The following is a 16,535-nucleotide window of genomic DNA, read 5'->3' as shown; positions in this document are numbered from 1 at the left end:
ATGACTGACATGGGAGTCGCAACCAAAGCCTATGTGGAGCATGTCGCCGTCTGGGTGAAGGACATCCACTGGCATATCCGTTTTTTTCACGATGTGCTGGGCATGACCCTGCGCGAGGTGGACGGCACGCCGGAACAGCCGCGGCAGTACTGGACGCTGGGCGGCATGCAGTTCATTGCCAACCCCGCATTCGAGGGTCCCGAAGGCCGCCTCGCGCACCTGGGCGTGATGTGCGAGGACCTGGAGGCCGCGCTGGCGGCAGCCCGACGCTTCGGCATCACCGAGATGCCGCAAGGCCGCAACTGGCTGCGCCTGCCGGACGGCCTCGCGGTCGAACTGATTCAGGCCAGGCCCGCCGCATGCGTTGCGCAGGCGCTGGCGATCAACCCACGTGCAGAGGTGTGACATGACGATCATTGAAAAATACTGGGACGACGCCCGCGAAGGCGACGAGTGCGTGAGCGCCACTTACACAGTCACCAAAGAGCGCATTCTGGCCTACGCCGACCTCACGGGTGACCACACGCCGGTACACGTCGACGAAGAGTATGCCAATGCCAGCCACTTTGGCTCAATCGTGGCGCACGGCCTGTTCGGGTTGTCGATCGCCGATGGCCTCAAGACGCAGAGCGACTACCGCTTCCTGCCGGGCATGTCGCTGGGCTGGACATGGGACTTCCTCTTGCCAATCAAGGTCAATGACGTGCTGCAAGTGAAATTCCGCGTGGGTGCCATGCGCGCGAGCAAGAGCCGACCGGACTGGGGCATCGTCGTACTGCCGTCCGAGCTGGTCAATCAGGACGGCAAGGTCGTCCAGCGTGGCGAGCATCGCCTGATGGTGCCGCGCCGGCCGGGAGCAATGTGATGCAGGACCGTCCTCTCGAAGGTATTCGCGTCGTCGACTACAGCCACTTCCTGGCCGGCCCGTACGTAGGGCGCTGCCTCGCGGCGCTTGGCGCCGAAGTCATCAAGGTTGAACGCCCAGGCAGCGGCGACGCAGGGCGCCAGCATGCGACCGTGCTCGATGACCAGCAAAGCGGCTACTTCCTGCAACTCAACATGGGCAAGCGCGGCGTCAGCGTCAACATGAAGGATCCCCGCGGCAAGGACTTCATACAGCGCTTGTGCGATTCGGCGGACGTGTTCGTCGAGAACTACCGGCCGGGCGCGCTGGACAAGCTGGGGCTGGGCTATGCAGAGTTGTCGGCGCGCAATCCGCGCCTCGTCTACTGCTCGATTTCGGCTTACGGCCATACCGGGCCGGATGCGCACCGCGCAGGCTTCGGTCTGATTGCCGAAGCGAAGAGCGGCATCATGCAGATGATCGGCGAGCCCGGCGAGCCACCGCCGCTCATGCGCATCTCGCTTGGCGACATGTACACGGGTATTCACGCGGTGGCGGCCATCAACGCCGCACTGCTCGGTCGCGTGAAGAGTGGGCGCGGCCAGCACATCGACATGGCGCTGTACGACACGCTGGTGTCGATGCACGAATACGCCGTGCAGTGCTACACGATGCAAGGTGTGCTGCCTGAGCAGACGGGTCACGACATGCCCACGTCGACGCTATATGGCGTGTTCCGTGCCGCCGACGCTAACCTGGTGATCGCGGCGCAGGTGGACGACGCCTGGAAACGCTTCGCCGCACTGGTCGGAGCGCACGGAGGGCCCGCTGGCTTTGGCGCCGACACGCGCTTCCACGACCTGACGGGGCGTAATACTCATCGCGAGGAGATCCTGTCGGTTGTGAATCCATGGGTGGCCGGCCGACCGGTCGCGCAGGTGCTGGAACTGTTGGATGGCATCGACGTGCCTTGCGCCAAGGTGCAGCGCATTGACGAAGTGCTCGCCGATCCGCAGATCATCGCGCGGGGCATGGTGGTCGAACAGCATCACCCGCGCTATGGGATGCTGCGTTTGCCCAACTTGCCGTTTCGCTTCTCGGATTGCGACACGACGATCCGCGAGGTAGCGCCGGACCTCGGTCAGCATAACGCGGAAGTGGCGCAGTCGCTGGGCTTCAACCCGGCCGAAATCGACGCCATGCAGACCGATGGCGTTCTGTATTCAAAGCGAGGCCAGGATGACTGACCAGTACGCGGTGATCGGCAACCCGATCGGACACACGAAATCTCCTTTGATCCACGGTCTCTTTGCGCGGGAGACGCAGCAGGACATGTCTTATACGGCCATCGAGGGTCCCTTGGAGCCGCAGGACGCCTTTGCCGTGACAGTGCGTGCTTTCGCCGCCGCGGGCGGCAAGGGGATGAACGTGACAGCGCCGTTCAAGCTGAAGGCGTTCGCGATGGCAGATGAACGCAGTGAGCGCGCCAAACTCGCCGGCGCCGCGAATGCCCTGAGATTTGAGGACGGGCGGATTGTGGCCGAGAACTTCGATGGGCTCGGACTGGTGCGCGATATCGAGGTCAATCTGGGCTTGTCGATGGCCGGCAAGCGCGTGCTGGTGCTCGGTGCGGGTGGAGCGGTGCGTGGCGCATTGCTGCCCTTGCTCGCAGCGCGGCCGGCTGAACTGGTCATCGCTAATAGAGAGATCGCCAAGGGCCAGGCACTGGTCGCGCAAGCCGGCGGGCGCGGTCCGCTGCTCGCTTGCGGCTATGGCGATCTCGAGGCGATGGGACGCTTCGATCTTGTGGTCAACGCCACGTCGGCCAGTCTCACTGGCGACCTGCCGCCCGTGCCCCCAGGCGTCTTCAGCACGGAGGGCACGGCATATGAACTTGCCTATGGCAAGCGGTTGACGCCCTTCCTGCGGCTCGCACGCAATGCTGGCGTGGCGGGTGTCGCGGACGGCGTCGGCATGCTGGTGGAGCAGGCGGCGGAAGCCTTCGCCTGGTGGCGTGGCGTGCGCCCTCAGACAGGGGCCGTCATCGATCGACTCACGGTGCCACTCGATTGAACCCGCAGCGGAGATATGAATGAGCAAGGTCCTGATGCTCCACGGCATCAATCACAACATGTTCGGCAAGCGAGACCCGTTGCAATATGGGGCGATCACGCTGGACGAGATCGATACACAGTTGCAGGCTCTGGGCAGCGAGCTGGGCATACGGGTTGAGTCCTTCCAGACGAACAGCGAAGCGGCGATGTGCGAACGCATCCATCGTGCACTCGAAGAAGGCCAAGACGCCGTTCTGATCAACGCCGGCGCCTGGACACACTACAGCTACGGGATTCGCGATGCGCTGGCTATGCTCACCTGCCCGGTCGTCGAATTGCACATGTCCAACATCCACGCCAGAGAGCCGTTCCGTCACCACTCCGTGTTCGCGGAAATTGTTCGGGGGCAGATCTGCGGCTTCGGTATGCAGAGCTACCTCCTCGCATTGCGGGCGGTAGCCGCAGATATTGATCGAGAATGAAAGGGGCCGCAACCGGTGGCGCAAGGCGCTGCCCCCTTGCCGAAAGCAAAGTACTCCGGGCCGTCAGATGAAGATCACCGATGCATGCTACGCAGAGCTACTTGTTGAGCGGTGTGCTTTCTTCCAGTTTTGCGTAGCCATGCGCTTCAATGACGGCGGGATCCACAACAATGTACCCCAGCGATCTCAATAGCGTCACCGCCTCAATTTCAGCGTCAGTGTGAGGCAGGTGTTTTGAATGCGGCACGAACGACGTAGCTGATCTTGCCGCCGCATCGTGCGCGAGCGGCTGGGCATGTTCGACCTGGCTGCCGGCGACGATCTCGCACCGCTGCGCGTTGGGTTTCCAGGTGACCTCCACCGCGGTACAGAACTTGCCGGTGAAAATCTTTAGTTGCATGCTTGCCTTCAGCCAAGCGACAAACGATTCGCGAGACGCAGGCTGGTAGCCTTGCAGCAGCGTTTCGAGATTCTTCTGTGGCAAGCCTTCCGTTTGGGAGGAGGGCTCATCTAGCAGTGACAGCTGCAGCGCCACGCGCTCGCGGTCGGCTTCCTCGTAGATGAGGTATTCGTTGTCAACCACGCCTTCGCGCAGCAGTTCGCACAGCAACGCCCAAGCCCTGGGATTCTTCTCCATGCATCCTTTCAGGCCAGGGTCCAGGCTCGCTAGAATCGCTGGCATCGATTGGTGCCTGCCGGACGCAACTTCGAGTGCGAAGGAGATGGCATTGCGTGATGGGCTAGCCCGGCGCTGGAGCATTTGCAGGAACTCGTCCTTGTACTCCTGGATCTCGGCAATGGTCTCGGCAGCTTGGCTCCAGGCGTACTTCTCGAGGTTCTCAGCAAGTTTTCGCGCGGCCCTGGCCATGTCATAGGCGAGAACACCAACATAGCTCCTGCACGCAGCGCATTGGCACTGGAGACGCCCGTAATGCAGAAATCCGGCATACACCCGTTCCTGATGCCCGCAGTGATCGCACTCAAGCGCAAAGCCGCCCTGGCGCGCCGGGCGCTGATTGGCAAGTAGCCCATCGACCTGGTATCGCGCTGGATGATCGCAGCACGGGCATCCCCATATGATCTTGTGAGAGCCATCGCGTGCCGCCACCCTGCCGAATTGACGTTCCAGCGCACTGCGCGGAATGCCCTGCGCCCGTCCGAGCACGTCAGCTGAATAGCGCCAGTAGAAATAGGAGTGAGCGGCAGCTGCCACCTCCGGACCGTACTCGCGCAACTCCTGTAGCACCCGTGGTGTGTGCCGAATCCGATCGGCGAGGCTGTCGACCATGAAGGACCGGCCCGGAACAAGCGCCTCCAGGGCCTGGCGGCTCTGCTCGACAAAGGCTGGAACATGCTCACGGCGGATGGCGTTTTCCTCCTTGAGCCAGCGCGAATGTCCCGGCAAGGTGTTAAGCGCATCGATGGCTTCTTTGAGCTCTGCAATCGGCGGGCAGGCCAGGAAGGTAAACGGCTTGCTAAACAGCAATGAATCCATCATCGCATCGTCTCCCACAGAATGGCACCCCTCCCGGACGTGGGCGGGGTGCCGCGAATGCGCCTACGGCCAGTTGGCACGGCACTGACTTAACCCGTTAGACCGGCAGGACATCGACGGGGGTGATCTGGCCAACAGTTGCAACTGCGCATCAGTGACGCGCAAGCCTCGCAGGGGAAGCCGCATCCCGACCGCTGCACGAAGCGACTCCGGAGGTGATCGCGCAGTAAGCCGCTTGGTTCCCATTGGTGATTGCGCAATACGCCGCCTTGGCGTCCGCGGGCGCGCTTGGCGCGGGTTTCCCCTCGCTCGTGACCGCACAGTAGGCCGCCGTCGCCGGTGTCAACCCAAACTCGCGCGTGCTAAGCTGGGCACTTGCCTTGGCCAACGCGCGCAGGCGGGCTTCATCCTGTGGACCATCGATACCGACGTAGGGGTCATGATGCAGGACATGGCCAAAAATGTGCTCACAGTCGCTCGCATAGCGCCTGGTATCGACAATATGGGCGTGCCAGAACGCGTCCACTTGTTCGCTTGGCACGATGGGTGCGTCGGGGTACTTCGCCGCAAGCTTGAGAAACCTGCGGTAACCGGACTCGGCATCAATCAGGCTTTCGGGGCTCCAATGGGCGGAGTTGCCATGTAGAAGCTTGGCTTTGATCCTCGAGAAATCGAGCGCATCGATGGCTTGCCATGACCCTTCAATCGATCGTTTCTGCACTGTCATGATGTATCCCTCCTATTGTTGAGTTGACGCTGGAGCGCGCGCCCGAATTCAGAATCAGGCGCGCATCGGCTGCGGTCCCTGCTCAGGCAGCGGATCGTGCACGGTATGGCCGGCGAGGAACGCGGTGACGTCCTCGGCAGGCATAGGACGGCTAAAGTAGTAGCCCTGGACTTCGTCACAGCCTTCGCGGCGAAGAAAGCCCAGCTGAGCCTCGTTCTCGACGCCTTCGGCCACGACCTCCAGCTCCATCTGATGTCCTAGCCCGATGATTGCGCTCGTGATTTGCGCATCGCTCCTGCTATCGGGCAGATAGCGTATGAACGAGCGGTCGATCTTCACGGTGTCAATCGGGAAGCGGCTCAGGTAGGCGAGCGAGGAATAGCCGGTGCCGAAATCGTCAATGGCCAGCCGTACCCCGGTTCGCTTCAGGCGCGACAGCCAGCGGGCCGCTTGCTCGGCATCGCGCATGACCATGCTTTCGGTCAGTTCAAGCTCGAGCAGATACCCGGGCAAGCCGGCTTGCTTCAGGGCATCGAGCACGACCCGCCTCAGGTCCTTGTCGGCAAATTGCCTTGCGGAAAGATTGACCGAGACGCGTATCGGGGCATTGCCGTCGGCAAGCCATTGCGCATTCTGGCGACAGGCCTCACGCAGTACCCACGCCCCAATCTGCACGATGGCCCCGCATTCCTCCGCAACCGGGATGAAGTCCGCAGGCATCACCATGCCGAGCTTCGGGTGGTGCCATCGGATCAGGGCTTCGACGCCGGTACAGGCATTGGTGTCCAGCGAGATGCGTGGCTGGTAGTGCAGCACGAACTCATTGTGTTCGAGCGCGCCGCGCAGATGCGATTCCATGTCGATGCGATGCTGCAGCGTCACGCTCATCTCGCGCACATAGTATTGGAAGCCGTTCTTGCCGAGCTGCTTGGCGGCATACATGGCGAGATCCGCATGCTTGAGTAGCGTCTGCGCGTCATTGCCATCTTCAGGAAAGGAGCTGACGCCAATGCTGGCCGTCACCTGCAGCTCCTTGCCATTGACGACAAAGCCGGAGGCGAGAGATGCCTGGATACGCTTGATGATGCGGTGCAAAAGGGAAAAGTCGTCGATCGGCTCGACCAGTACGACAAACTCGTCACCGCCGAGCCGGGCAATCAGGCTGGCTTCGCCAAGCGTGGCGCTAAAGCGATCTGCCACGGCGCGTAACAAGACGTCGCCTGCGTTGTGGCCCATTGTGTCGTTGACCCTCTTGAACTGGTCCAGATCAACAAAGAGGATATCGAGACGATGTTGCCGGGAGCGGGAACGAGCGAGGCTGCTCTCGAGATGGCGCTTGAACATCAACCTGTTGGGCAGACCAGTGAGCGCATCATGATTGGCAAAAAAGCGCAGGGTCTCCTCGGCCTGGCAACGCAGCAGGAAGTGGCCCGTGTGGCTAGCTATCGCGCTAGCCATGGCAAGCGCATGTGGATCGCGCGGACGCTTGGTGCGCGAATACATCTCCACCAGTCCAAGCGTGCTCGTGCCCTTGCGCAGCGGGAAAGCGAATACAGTTCGCACGCCCCCGTCGGCCAGCCAGCGATGCTGAGGCAAACGCGCGATGGCACCGCAGCCCGCATACCAACGCGGCTCCGTCAGTGCGTCCGCCTGATTTGCCAGATCTGCCTGCGGCTCGGCCGGCCGCCGTGCCAGCCAAGGTTCCAGTTCTTGCTCTTTGGCCCGGCAAACCGGCGCAAGCGCCAAGCCACGTCCTGCATCCGAAGGCCAGAATGCACCCGCCTCCCATTCCATTCCCGCGACCAAGGTATGGATGATTTTTTCCAGGACTTCGGCTTCGCTAGACTCGGTGGCGAGATGCAAGGCAACCAGATGCTCCTGTGCGCGAGCCTGCTCGATGAGCTTTCGCTGTGTGATGTCCTGCGCGGTACCGCGCAGGACGGCGGTGCCCGGTGGGCCATGCGCATGGCCGATGAAGTGAAGCCAACCCATGCGTCCGCGTGACGAGCGGTAGGGGCATTCGAGCTCAAAAGCGACGTGCTCCCGCAAGGCGGTTTGCATCCTCTGCCGCAACACCCCGCGAAAACGGGGATCGGCTGCGCCTAGCAGTGTGTCGGGGGTGGGATCCAGCGCTCGCACACCCAGCAGCCGGGCCATCTCGCGGGAAAAATAGGCCGCATTGCGCTCAAGGTCGAGACGCCAATCGCCCAGGTGCGCGATCCTCTGTGCCTGGGCAAGCCCCTCCTGACTCTCGCGCAAGTTGTGCGTCATGCCATCGGCCACCGCCAGGGCGCGTGACCGGGCACTGGATAGCGCGTAGGCCAGCCCGGCCAGCAGCGCGGTAATGATCAGCCCGGCCCCAAGCACCACACGCTTCAGGTAGCGTTGCGGGCCCGCCATGGCCTGGGCGTCGGCGGAGAAGACAATGAGCCAGCGCCGCCCTCCAAACGGCTGTGTCAACTCCTTGCGCTGGAGGGAACGATCGTCCGATACGCTTGCCCGCTGGCGCGCGGGGGGCTCGTCGCTGGCGGCGAGCCGTGCGGCGCCGGCCTGGCTAGCCGCCTTGGCACTGGTGGGGGCGGTGGCCGTCATGCCGCCGGCGCTGTCATACAGCAGAGTCGCCGGGGACGGTCGCACCGGATCACCATCGAGTTTCCCGGCGTCGTACAGTTCGAAACGAGTCCCATACACGCGCTCGCTGCCGGCGATCTCCCCAAGCAGCCCGCTGATTCGTATGCCAGCACCAACGGAGCCGATATAGGCAAGGCGGCGCTGCTCCACTGAATCGAGCGGCTGGCCTTTTCTGTAGACCGGAAGGCGCAAGGCAATGCCGACGTGAGGACCTTTGGCCTCGCTGAAGATCAGGCGCCCGCTGCTCACTGCCTGCCCGCTGTCACGGGCTCTTTCGAGAGCGGCCAGGCGCCCCGGCTCCGCACCCATGTCGATGCCGATCGACGGCAGGTTGTTCTGGAACGGCTCGGCATAAGTCAACACGAAATAGGCTGGCCGCTTCCCTGCAGGGTGGACGGAGAACGCCACTCCAGCCTCGCGCAGGACTGGGTCCTTGCGCTGGCTGGCGACAAAGCTGGCCAGCTCGGAGGCCGGCACATAGGGCGCGTAGTTCAGCGTCTGGAACCCGGGGTAGCGTTGCTCCAGGTTGAGGCCATTGACGAAGTCGCGGAATTCCTCGCGCGAAACATCATCACTAGCGCCGAAGAGCGCCTGCATGGTTACCAGGACGTCGGTGTAGAGCCGGATACGCGTATCGATCTGCTGGGCGATATCGTCGGTATCGCTCTTGAATCGCAGGCGCGCATCCCTCTCCAGCAACTCTGTGTAGAGCGAATGCACGACGATCGTGCTAAGCAGGCCGAGCAGCAGCGTGCCGAGTGTGATGGCGGTTGTACTGACGCGTCCGATCGGACGCAGCAATTGCGTCAGTAGCTTGCGCACACGATATCCCCCAGGAACGTGACCTGTGGACTGCAGACCTAAGCGATCAAGCGGCGATGGTGTCAGCCGGCTACTGCTGGGCCGCCGCCACCCGGGCGCGCGGATATGCACAGCGTTCTTTTACCTGTCTCTAAAACGTTATCCCAAACTGGAGCAAGGGCAAGGTCGAATACGGTTTTGGATTCCCCACTCAAGTGGGGGGGGATGTGTTTTGTCAAACATAAGGGGCGCATCCAGCTCGATGTGATCGTCAATGATCGAGTCGTCGATCCCATAGAGGAGGGTTGTTGCATTTCAGATCTTTGCGCCAATTTCCGAATCGCCGATCGAACGGCGTTTATTCCCTGCCAGCCTGCTCGATGCCGGCTTTCAGCGACTGGTGTCCGATCCAGCACCAGGGGCAAATGAAGTCATCAGTGATGACGATGTCTATTGGGGTCATGCTCCTGTTATGCAATGAATCGGCAATGACACAAAGGTAGGGCACGAGTCCGGATTGATGGCCAGGGGATGCCTTCCACGTGCAGGGCTTCCCACATCTGTCTGACGCCGGTGGCGAGGAAGGCGATGTGGTCGAGCGTGCCGGTGCCTGATGAGCGGGGTATTTACCCTGATTCGGGCCATCGGAATGATATTCCGCAAAGTGATGCGGTGGATACAAGGCCGGAAAGCCTTGCTGCAGGCGGCACTACGCAGTCCAGAACGAGGAATGGCATCATCTCGTGGAACGCAATTGTGTCGAATACATGGACCATGGCGAACTACAACCCCCAGTTGTTTCAGGCCGACGCCGCTCTCAGACTCTTTCGGGAGCGTGAACTGTCCATTGGCCTGGTGCTTCCGCTGCTAGGTTCAGGCCAGGCAGTGGTGGACTACGGCGCGCAACTCGACCTGGCCCAGCATGCGGATGCGGCCGGCTTTCGTGCGCTATGGGTGCGTGACGTGCCGCTCAACAGCGCCAACTACCCCGATCCTGTTGGTCATCTGGACCCATGGGTGCTACTGGGGGGACTCGCCATGCGCACGCAACGCGCCATACTCGTGAGTGGGGCGATTGTCCTTACGCTCAGGCATCCGCTGCATATCGCCAAGGCGGCGATATCCACGCAGGAACTATCGGGGGGGCGCTTCATTCTTGGACTTGGCTCTGGAGACAGACCGCCGGAGTACGCGGCGTTCGGGCAAGACGGCGACGCGCGGCGAGACCTCTATCGCAATCATTGGGATGTGGTGAGTGCGGCCGTAGGTGTCCCGTCCAGCGTCGTTGCGGATCGGCAACCCGACGATGGGACCCGGTTCTATATGCTGCCGCGCCAGCAGCGCGCGGTCCCGATGCTGGCGGTCGGCTCCGCCGGGCAGAGCGTCGACTGGATTGCCCGTCATTCGATCGGATGGATGACCTATCATCGCGATCCGGCAACGCAACACGACCGGCACAGCATGTGGCGAGCGGCGTGCGACCGCGTGGCTCCAGGCCAATTCCATGCATTCGGGGTTGCGGTGCGCCTGCAGTTGAGTGAACGCGCATCCGAGCCGCCCACGGCAATCGGACTTGGATACAAGACGGGCACCCAGCATCTGGTGGCGATTCTCGAAGAGATGCGCGCGGGGGGAATCCATCACGTGGCCTTCAATATCACGGACTCGGAGCGGCCGGTACGGGAAGTGCTGGATGAACTCGCAACTTCGGTGCTGCCTGCTTTCCACGCGAAGGCGGCCTGATATGGACAAGCTCCTTGCATCCTATCTGGAGAGCCGGGGCATGCCGATCGATCCGGTCGAGCGGCGTTTCTGGATTTCCTGGCCGCACTGCCCGGGCCGACGCACCGCCCGGGCTAAGTACCCGGGCGGCGCGCTCAGTTTGCAGACTGCGCGGGAGCGAGCAGTTCAGCAAGCGCGTGGCGAAATCGCTCGGGCTTGCCGAAGTAGCGTCCCAGGTGAAGCCGTGACAGCTTGCCGTCCTTTTCGATGGCCAGTGTCGGATAGCCACGGCCGCCCAGCGCTTCAAGCAGGGCCTGCGTATCCCTGAAGTGCTCGGTCACATTCAGCGTGGCTGCATCGTAGGCCTTCGCGAATGCACCCGCGTCCAGCCCGAGCTCGACGGCAATGCCGATCAGTTCCGCCCGCTCGGAAATGTGCCGGCCTTCCACATAGTACGCAGTCTGAAGGCGTTTGAGCATGCGGATCCCAGTGCCCGCCACAGACTCCGCCGCCAGCATCGCCGCCGTTGGCGGTGCGGAATCGAGCTCCACGTCATAGTCGAACTGGGTGCCTTCCTGGTACGCCTTGCCAAATCTCTGGCCGCTGAGCGCGGTAATGCGCTCCTCATGCGGGCGGACGAAGTCGCGCCACTCAGTCGACATCTTCTGTGCCTGATCGCCCGCGAGCATGCCGCCGCTGTGCGCCACCACCTTCAGACCTTCGGTCTCGTCGGCCACTGACACGAGCGGCGCCATGCCGTAGCACCATCCGCAATATGGGTCGTAGACATAGTGAAGGGTTGCCTGCTTGTCCATGTGGATTCTCCGGTTCAACGCGATGCGTTTGTGATGCGGGAAGGTTAGGTTCAATCGCATGTCGATTGAATGGGATCAGCACGCAACCCAGCGTTGCATCGGGCGCAAAGCGATGTGCGAGGAGGGGAGGTCGGCAGATCGAGGGGGCATCGTGTTGCCTTCTCTGCAAAGCGGTGTTGCGTGGACGCCCTATTAAGCTATCGCGGGCTGCCTTCTACCATTGCGCCATGTACTCACATAGCGGAGCAGGAAATGGAAGCGAATGTATCCCTTGGAAGCCGGCCGGCGTCGCCCGTTGCCGCGGATGGCATTGCACCCGCGGGAACGCGCAAGGCGCTGGTGATCGGCGGTTCGTTGGGCGGCCTGTTCGCGGCGACCGCGCTGCGCGCAGTGGGGTGGGACGTGGAGGTATTCGAACGGTCGCCGTCCGATCTGACGAGCCGTGGTGGCGGCATCGTCCTGCAGCCAGAGGTGGTACGGGCATTCTCGTTTGCGGGTGTCGAACCGCACGGGGCGCTCGGCGTTCGCTCGCATGACAGGCTCTATCTCGGCCGTGATGGCGGCATTCGCCACCGGCAAAGCATGCCGCAGACCCAGACGTCCTGGAACACGCTTTACTCCGCACTGCTCAAGAGCTTCCCGGCCGAACACTATCATCGCAATGCACAGCTGAGCGGCGTAGAACAGAACGATCACAGCGTGATTGCCACGTTTGCCGACGGGCGCCGGGTTGAGGGGGATCTGCTGATTGGCGCGGACGGGGCGAACTCCACCGTGCGACAGCTCATGCTCCCGGATGTCGCACCGACCTACGCGGGCTATGTGGTATGGCGCGGCCTGATCGAGGAAGATCAATTGCCCGACGCCGCCAGACCGTTGCTCTATGAGAACTTCGTGTTCCAGCATGACCCCGGATCGATGATGCTGCAGTACATGGTCCCGGGCGTCGACGGTTCCACCGCCCCGGGGCACCGCCGCTTCAATTGGCTCTGGTATCTGAAAGCTGCGCCCGGCGCCGAGCTCGATGGCGTCCTGACCGACCACGACGGAAAGCGCCGCAGTCATTCCGTTCCGCCTGGATCGCTCGCGGTTGAGCAGGATAACTGGATACGGCGGATGGGCGTCGCGCACGCCAATCCCGCGTTTCAGGCGTTGATCGGGAACACTGACGAGATCTTCGTCCAGGAGATTCAGGATCTGCAGGTTCCCAGCATGCGGTTCGGGCGAGTACTGCTGACGGGCGACGCCGCGTTCGTTCCACGACCCCATACCGCCGGCAGTACCGCAAAGGCGGCTGCCGATGCGGTGTCCCTTGCCGTGGCGTTGGCGGATGCACAGGATCTTGATGCGGCGTTGATGAGCTGGCAGCACGATCGCCTGGAAGAGGGCGCCAGAATGACCGAGTGGGGCATCAACATGGGCAATCGCATCATGGGTATCGCCCAGTCCTGACCGGGGCAGGGCTGGGGCGGCATCGGACGCGGGTCTTGTTAGCGGGAGTCTGCCAGTGACGGGAATGCAGTCGGGGGCGATATCAGATCAAGATATGAGTACTGGCCCGATGCGCAGTGCATTTGCGAAAGCCATCGGTTTGCGGAAAAGACGCGCGTGGATCTCCGGGGCTATGCTCCAGCCGGGCCTCCGTTTGCCCTTCATTCTTCTGCAGGAGTCACCATGCAACGCGCTTCGACTGATATTGACCCCGGACTTGCTGTCACCGAGCTTTCCGACCACCTGAACGGACTGCTGGCGGACGTCTTCGCGCTCTATCTGAAGACCAAGAACTTTCATTGGCATATGTCCGGCCCGCATTTCCGCGACTACCATCTGCTGCTGGACGATCAGGCGGCGGAGATCTTCGCCGCTACCGACGACATCGCCGAACGTGTGCGAAAGATCGGCGGCACCACGCTGCGTTCGATTGGCGACATTGCGCGCCTGCAGCGGCTACGAGACAACGACGAGGAGGCGGTGTCGCCGCATGCGATGCTGCGTGAGCTGCATGCCGATAACCTGACGTTGGTGGCGGCCATGCTTGAGGCACACCATGCTTGCGATGATCACGCCGATGTGGCTACCGCCGGTTTGCTTGAAACCTGGATCGACCAGGCGCAGCGTCGCGCCTGGTTCCTCGCGGAAGCGGCGAAATAGGCAGGTGTTTCACGATACGGGCTGGCCTTGCGGCCGGTCCGTCGCGAGCAGGGAAGCTGGAACCCGATCCCAGCCGTACATCGTGATCCCGATGAAGCCCGCTTCGCGCCAACGCCACGACAAAGCCAAAGACGGCGAGGCTGATCGTCAGGATTGGCCACAGGATATGGAAGATCGCGGTGAGCGCGAACTGCAGGGATGCGAGCTCCCTGAAGTGGATGCAACCTTGACACGCCAGCAGTGGGGCGTGTCTCCGACAAAGCGTTTGAAGACTGTCGTGAAGTGCGCCTGCGAGCGAAATCCGCAGCGCAGTGCCACGTCAAGCACGCCATGCCCGGCATGGCGCAGCAGGTCCTGCGCGTGTTCGATGCGACGGCGCAGCAGATACTCGTGCGGACGCATGCCAGTGGCGCGCCGAAACTGCGCAGCAAAATGCATGCGCGTCAGGCCCGTGCTAGCGGCGATGTCCGCCAGCCCGATTGGCGCGGCAAGATTGGCTTCGATGTACTCCAGTGCCCGGCGCAGCCGCCACGGGGGCAACCTGGAGGGTTCGCGTCGATGGGTGGCAGCACGGTGGAAATGACTGGCTACCACGCGGGAAACGATGGCTATCGCCACGCTTTCGGCGAACATGCGGCCCAGCCCCGGATCCTGCAGGTGCGCCACGACCAGCGCCTGGCCCAGCCGTTCAAGCACCGGGTCGACATACGGGAATGGGTCATCGAGAACGATGTCGCTGGTTGGCGCATGCCCGAACAGGTCGGCGTGACACTCAGCCATCGCGTTCTGCGGCGCGTGCAGATGCAGCATGTCGCTGGCGGAACCGAACACCGCCGAGGCAGGCGTGGAGGGCGCGGTCACTTGCACGGCGCCGGCTGGCAGGCGGCCATCGATGATGGGCCTGCCGCCACACAGCAGGCGGATCGAACTCGACCGGAGCGCCAGCGCAATGCAATGCCGCTGGGCGTCACCCGGGTGCGTGACCTCAAGTGGTGCGGCGCCATCGCAAAGCCAGCGCGACACCAGAAGCCCGTGATGACAGGATGCCGATGCGGCCTCGGAGTGTGGAGGCCGCCGCCATTGCTGCTCCGTGGGTGCGACCTGGACCGCGCGGGCTGCCAGCGCCAGGGCCGGCCCGCTGCCGTCAGGGTTATCCGGTGCATCGAGCACCGGCATGGCTGGATCAATCATGGCAATGGCTCCGGCCCGCCCTAGGTGCGCATATTGGACCACGGCTCCCACAGGCTAGCCACCCATACCTTTGTATGAATGCCAGCTACGGGGCAATGCGCGATGATCCGCAGGCAGCGTGCCCGGCGTCGACCCATGGACAGTGTCTACGGTGATCGCTAAAAAGGGCAAGGCGCTTTTGCATTCATCCAGCCATCGATACTGCCCCCATGGTCCGCTCTTGCTTCTTGCGCATCCGCACAATATGCCTGGTTCTCACTGTGCTCGTGGATGGGCTCGTGCCAGTCGCGCACGCGGCGGCGCCACAGGCCCGCACCCAGGCTTCCGGCTTCTATCGCATGATGCTGGGCGACTTCGAGACGCCTTTCCGGGGTTGGGCCACATCGTCCCGGTTCCCGCTCGCTGATCGATTTCACACCAAATGAGCCATTCCATGAGCAAAGAAAAACATACGCAGGAAGCCGGCCACTCGTGGTCACGGCGCCCGACGCTGGTAACGGATAGCAACTCGAATCAAGAAGATGCAGCGCGCTAATCAACAAGCTTGCATTTGTGCGGCGCTCTTGATGATCAGCGCCTCGGCATTTGGCGATAGCTCCGTAACCGTCTATGGCCGCCTGAACACGGCAATCGAGTACTCGAGCGCCAGTAAGGCAACCGACGGTACGTCGTTGGGGAGCGTCGTCAGGCAGACCAACAATCGGTCGGTGTGGGGCCTGCGCGGAGAAGAAGGACTGGGCGGCTCCCTGAAGGCGGTCTGGCAGATCGAAAGCAACCTGTCCGTGGACACGGGGCAAGGCCAGATCGCGAGCCGCAACTCGCGTATCGGACTGCAAAGCGAATACGGTCTGCTGTTCATGGGGCATTGGCATACGCCGTATACCGAGGCAACCATGGCCTACGACCCGTATTACCCGACCACGGCCGGCTACATGGCACTGATTGGCAACGGCTCGACCTCGAGTTCGGACAATGTCCAAGACACCAGCTCGTTCGATCGTCGTCAGAAGAACATCGTGCAGTACCGTTCGCCACAGCTCGCCGGCGCCAGCCTTTGGCTGGGCGTGGGCATGCCGGAGGAAAAACTCAGCGTACCGCGCAATCCCGCGCTGTACTCGGCCGCGCTTGTGTTCGACCGTGGTCCCTTCAATGCCACCATGGCTTATGAAGTTCATCACAACTATCAGGCGGCCGGCCGTAACGACGATGCCCTGAAACTTGGCCTGTCCTATCAGGTACTGACCGGCACGCGCATCGCAATGGTGTACGAACACTTGCATTACCGAACCGACTCCGGCAGCCTGCAGCGCAATGCCTACTATGCATCATTGGTACAGCAACTTGGGCCGGGCAGTGTGCGCGCTGGGTTTGCCTATGCGACTGACGGCACCGGTACGTCGACGCAAACCATTGGATATTTCCGCAGTGGGTCGGATACAGGCGCCATTCAGTTCACGATTGGATACGAGTATCCGTTGTCAAAGCGCACGGCATTGTTCACGTACTACAGCCGAATCGAGAACAAGAAGAATGCGATTTACGATTTTGCGATCAATCAGCTAGGCACTCGCGCCGGCGCCGATCCTCAGACTTTTGCGCTAGGCATGCGGCACAACTTCTAG

At 62.3% G+C, this 16,535-nt stretch carries 14 protein-coding genes; 9 read left to right on the top strand and 5 right to left on the bottom strand.

Annotated features, from left to right (window positions below; genetic code table 11):
• Positions 1–9 precede the first annotated feature (9 nt).
• Genes A9975_RS02115 through aroQ form a run of 5 tightly spaced genes read left to right on the top strand, consistent with a single transcriptional unit; the run spans position 10 to position 3,380 of the window.
• Complete coding sequence (locus A9975_RS02115; protein ID WP_183031342.1) at positions 10–405, top strand: VOC family protein; 396 nt, start codon at positions 10–12, stop codon at positions 403–405.
• Between the two features lies 1 nt (position 406).
• The gene (locus tag A9975_RS02110) at positions 407–865 is read left to right on the top strand and encodes a MaoC family dehydratase (RefSeq protein WP_183031192.1); all 459 of its coding nucleotides are present in this window, start codon (positions 407–409) and stop codon (positions 863–865) included.
• The gene (locus A9975_RS02105) at positions 865–2,091 is read left to right on the top strand and encodes a CaiB/BaiF CoA-transferase family protein (protein ID WP_183031191.1); all 1,227 of its coding nucleotides are present in this window, start codon (positions 865–867) and stop codon (positions 2,089–2,091) included. Before A9975_RS02110 ends, A9975_RS02105 begins: the two co-directional genes overlap by 1 nt.
• Positions 2,084–2,917 carry a shikimate dehydrogenase gene (gene aroE / locus A9975_RS02100; protein WP_183031190.1) on the top strand — a complete coding sequence of 278 codons (834 nt, stop codon included), beginning with the start codon at positions 2,084–2,086 and terminating at the stop codon, positions 2,915–2,917. The genes A9975_RS02105 and aroE overlap by 8 nt, the downstream gene beginning before the upstream one ends.
• A 19-nt stretch (positions 2,918–2,936) precedes the next feature.
• Positions 2,937–3,380, top strand: a complete 444-nt coding sequence (gene aroQ / locus A9975_RS02095; RefSeq protein ID WP_183031189.1) for a type II 3-dehydroquinate dehydratase — start codon at positions 2,937–2,939, stop codon at positions 3,378–3,380.
• A 97-nt stretch (positions 3,381–3,477) separates the two neighbouring features.
• Here the strand turns inward: aroQ and A9975_RS02090 are convergent, their stop codons facing one another.
• From A9975_RS02090 to A9975_RS02080, 3 genes are all read right to left on the bottom strand, one after another.
• Positions 3,478–4,878, bottom strand: coding sequence for a hypothetical protein (locus A9975_RS02090; RefSeq protein WP_183031188.1), 1,401 nt, complete (start codon positions 4,876–4,878; stop codon positions 3,478–3,480).
• A gap of 148 nt (positions 4,879–5,026) precedes the next feature.
• Complete coding sequence (locus A9975_RS02085) at positions 5,027–5,602, bottom strand: hypothetical protein (protein WP_255503018.1); 576 nt, start codon at positions 5,600–5,602, stop codon at positions 5,027–5,029.
• A 54-nt stretch (positions 5,603–5,656) separates the two neighbouring features.
• Positions 5,657–9,055: an EAL domain-containing protein gene (locus tag A9975_RS02080; RefSeq protein WP_183031187.1), complete on the bottom strand. Its 3,399-nt coding sequence runs from the start codon at positions 9,053–9,055 to the stop codon at positions 5,657–5,659.
• Between the two features lie 753 nt (positions 9,056–9,808).
• Here A9975_RS02080 and A9975_RS02075 point away from each other — a divergent pair.
• Positions 9,809–10,777 carry a TIGR03571 family LLM class oxidoreductase gene (locus A9975_RS02075; protein ID WP_183031341.1) on the top strand — a complete coding sequence of 323 codons (969 nt, stop codon included), beginning with the start codon at positions 9,809–9,811 and terminating at the stop codon, positions 10,775–10,777.
• Positions 10,778–10,911: 134 nt separating this feature from the next.
• Here A9975_RS02075 and A9975_RS02070 read toward each other — a convergent pair whose 3' ends face one another.
• Complete coding sequence (locus A9975_RS02070; protein ID WP_183031186.1) at positions 10,912–11,571, bottom strand: DsbA family protein; 660 nt, start codon at positions 11,569–11,571, stop codon at positions 10,912–10,914.
• A gap of 252 nt (positions 11,572–11,823) precedes the next feature.
• On the opposite strand from A9975_RS02070, the gene A9975_RS02065 reads away from it, so the two are divergent.
• Positions 11,824–13,023 (top strand): FAD binding domain-containing protein, encoded by a 1,200-nt coding sequence (locus A9975_RS02065; RefSeq protein ID WP_183031185.1) that lies wholly within the window; start codon positions 11,824–11,826, stop codon positions 13,021–13,023.
• Positions 13,024–13,245: 222 nt separating this feature from the next.
• On the top strand, positions 13,246–13,722 hold the full coding sequence (locus A9975_RS02060; protein ID WP_183031184.1) for a Dps family protein: 477 nt from the start codon (positions 13,246–13,248) through the stop codon (positions 13,720–13,722).
• Between the two features lie 147 nt (positions 13,723–13,869).
• On the opposite strand, the gene A9975_RS02055 is transcribed toward A9975_RS02060, so the two are convergent.
• Positions 13,870–14,913, bottom strand: a complete 1,044-nt coding sequence (locus A9975_RS02055) for an AraC family transcriptional regulator (protein WP_255503017.1) — start codon at positions 14,911–14,913, stop codon at positions 13,870–13,872.
• Between the two features lie 566 nt (positions 14,914–15,479).
• Here A9975_RS02055 and A9975_RS02050 point away from each other — a divergent pair.
• A complete protein-coding gene (locus tag A9975_RS02050) occupies positions 15,480–16,535 on the top strand; it encodes a porin (RefSeq protein WP_255503030.1) in 1,056 nt (351 codons plus the stop codon).

The organism is Cupriavidus sp. UME77 (assembly GCF_014170355.1).
Taxonomy (GTDB): Bacteria; Pseudomonadota; Gammaproteobacteria; order Burkholderiales; family Burkholderiaceae; genus Cupriavidus; species Cupriavidus basilensis.
This window is presented reverse-complemented; position numbering and strand designations above follow the sequence as displayed.

Bases quoted from the DNA above. Each gene is read 5' to 3' on its own strand.
- A9975_RS02105 (WP_183031191.1), top strand. From the start codon at position 865: ATGCAGGACCGTCCTCTCGAAGGTATTCGCGTCGTCGACTACAGCCAC.
- aroQ (WP_183031189.1), top strand. From the start codon at position 2,937: ATGAGCAAGGTCCTGATGCTCCACGGCATCAATCACAACATGTTCGGC.
- A9975_RS02070 (WP_183031186.1), bottom strand. From the start codon at position 11,571: ATGGACAAGCAGGCAACCCTTCACTATGTCTACGACCCATATTGCGGA.
- A9975_RS02110 (WP_183031192.1), top strand. From the start codon at position 407: ATGACGATCATTGAAAAATACTGGGACGACGCCCGCGAAGGCGACGAG.
- A9975_RS02050 (WP_255503030.1), top strand. From the start codon at position 15,480: ATGATCAGCGCCTCGGCATTTGGCGATAGCTCCGTAACCGTCTATGGC.
- A9975_RS02075 (WP_183031341.1), top strand. From the start codon at position 9,809: ATGGCGAACTACAACCCCCAGTTGTTTCAGGCCGACGCCGCTCTCAGA.
- A9975_RS02055 (WP_255503017.1), bottom strand. From the start codon at position 14,913: ATGATTGATCCAGCCATGCCGGTGCTCGATGCACCGGATAACCCTGAC.
- A9975_RS02065 (WP_183031185.1), top strand. From the start codon at position 11,824: ATGGAAGCGAATGTATCCCTTGGAAGCCGGCCGGCGTCGCCCGTTGCC.
- aroE (WP_183031190.1), top strand. From the start codon at position 2,084: ATGACTGACCAGTACGCGGTGATCGGCAACCCGATCGGACACACGAAA.
- A9975_RS02060 (WP_183031184.1), top strand. From the start codon at position 13,246: ATGCAACGCGCTTCGACTGATATTGACCCCGGACTTGCTGTCACCGAG.
- A9975_RS02090 (WP_183031188.1), bottom strand. From the start codon at position 4,878: ATGATGGATTCATTGCTGTTTAGCAAGCCGTTTACCTTCCTGGCCTGC.
- A9975_RS02085 (WP_255503018.1), bottom strand. From the start codon at position 5,602: ATGACAGTGCAGAAACGATCGATTGAAGGGTCATGGCAAGCCATCGAT.
- A9975_RS02115 (WP_183031342.1), top strand. From the start codon at position 10: ATGGGAGTCGCAACCAAAGCCTATGTGGAGCATGTCGCCGTCTGGGTG.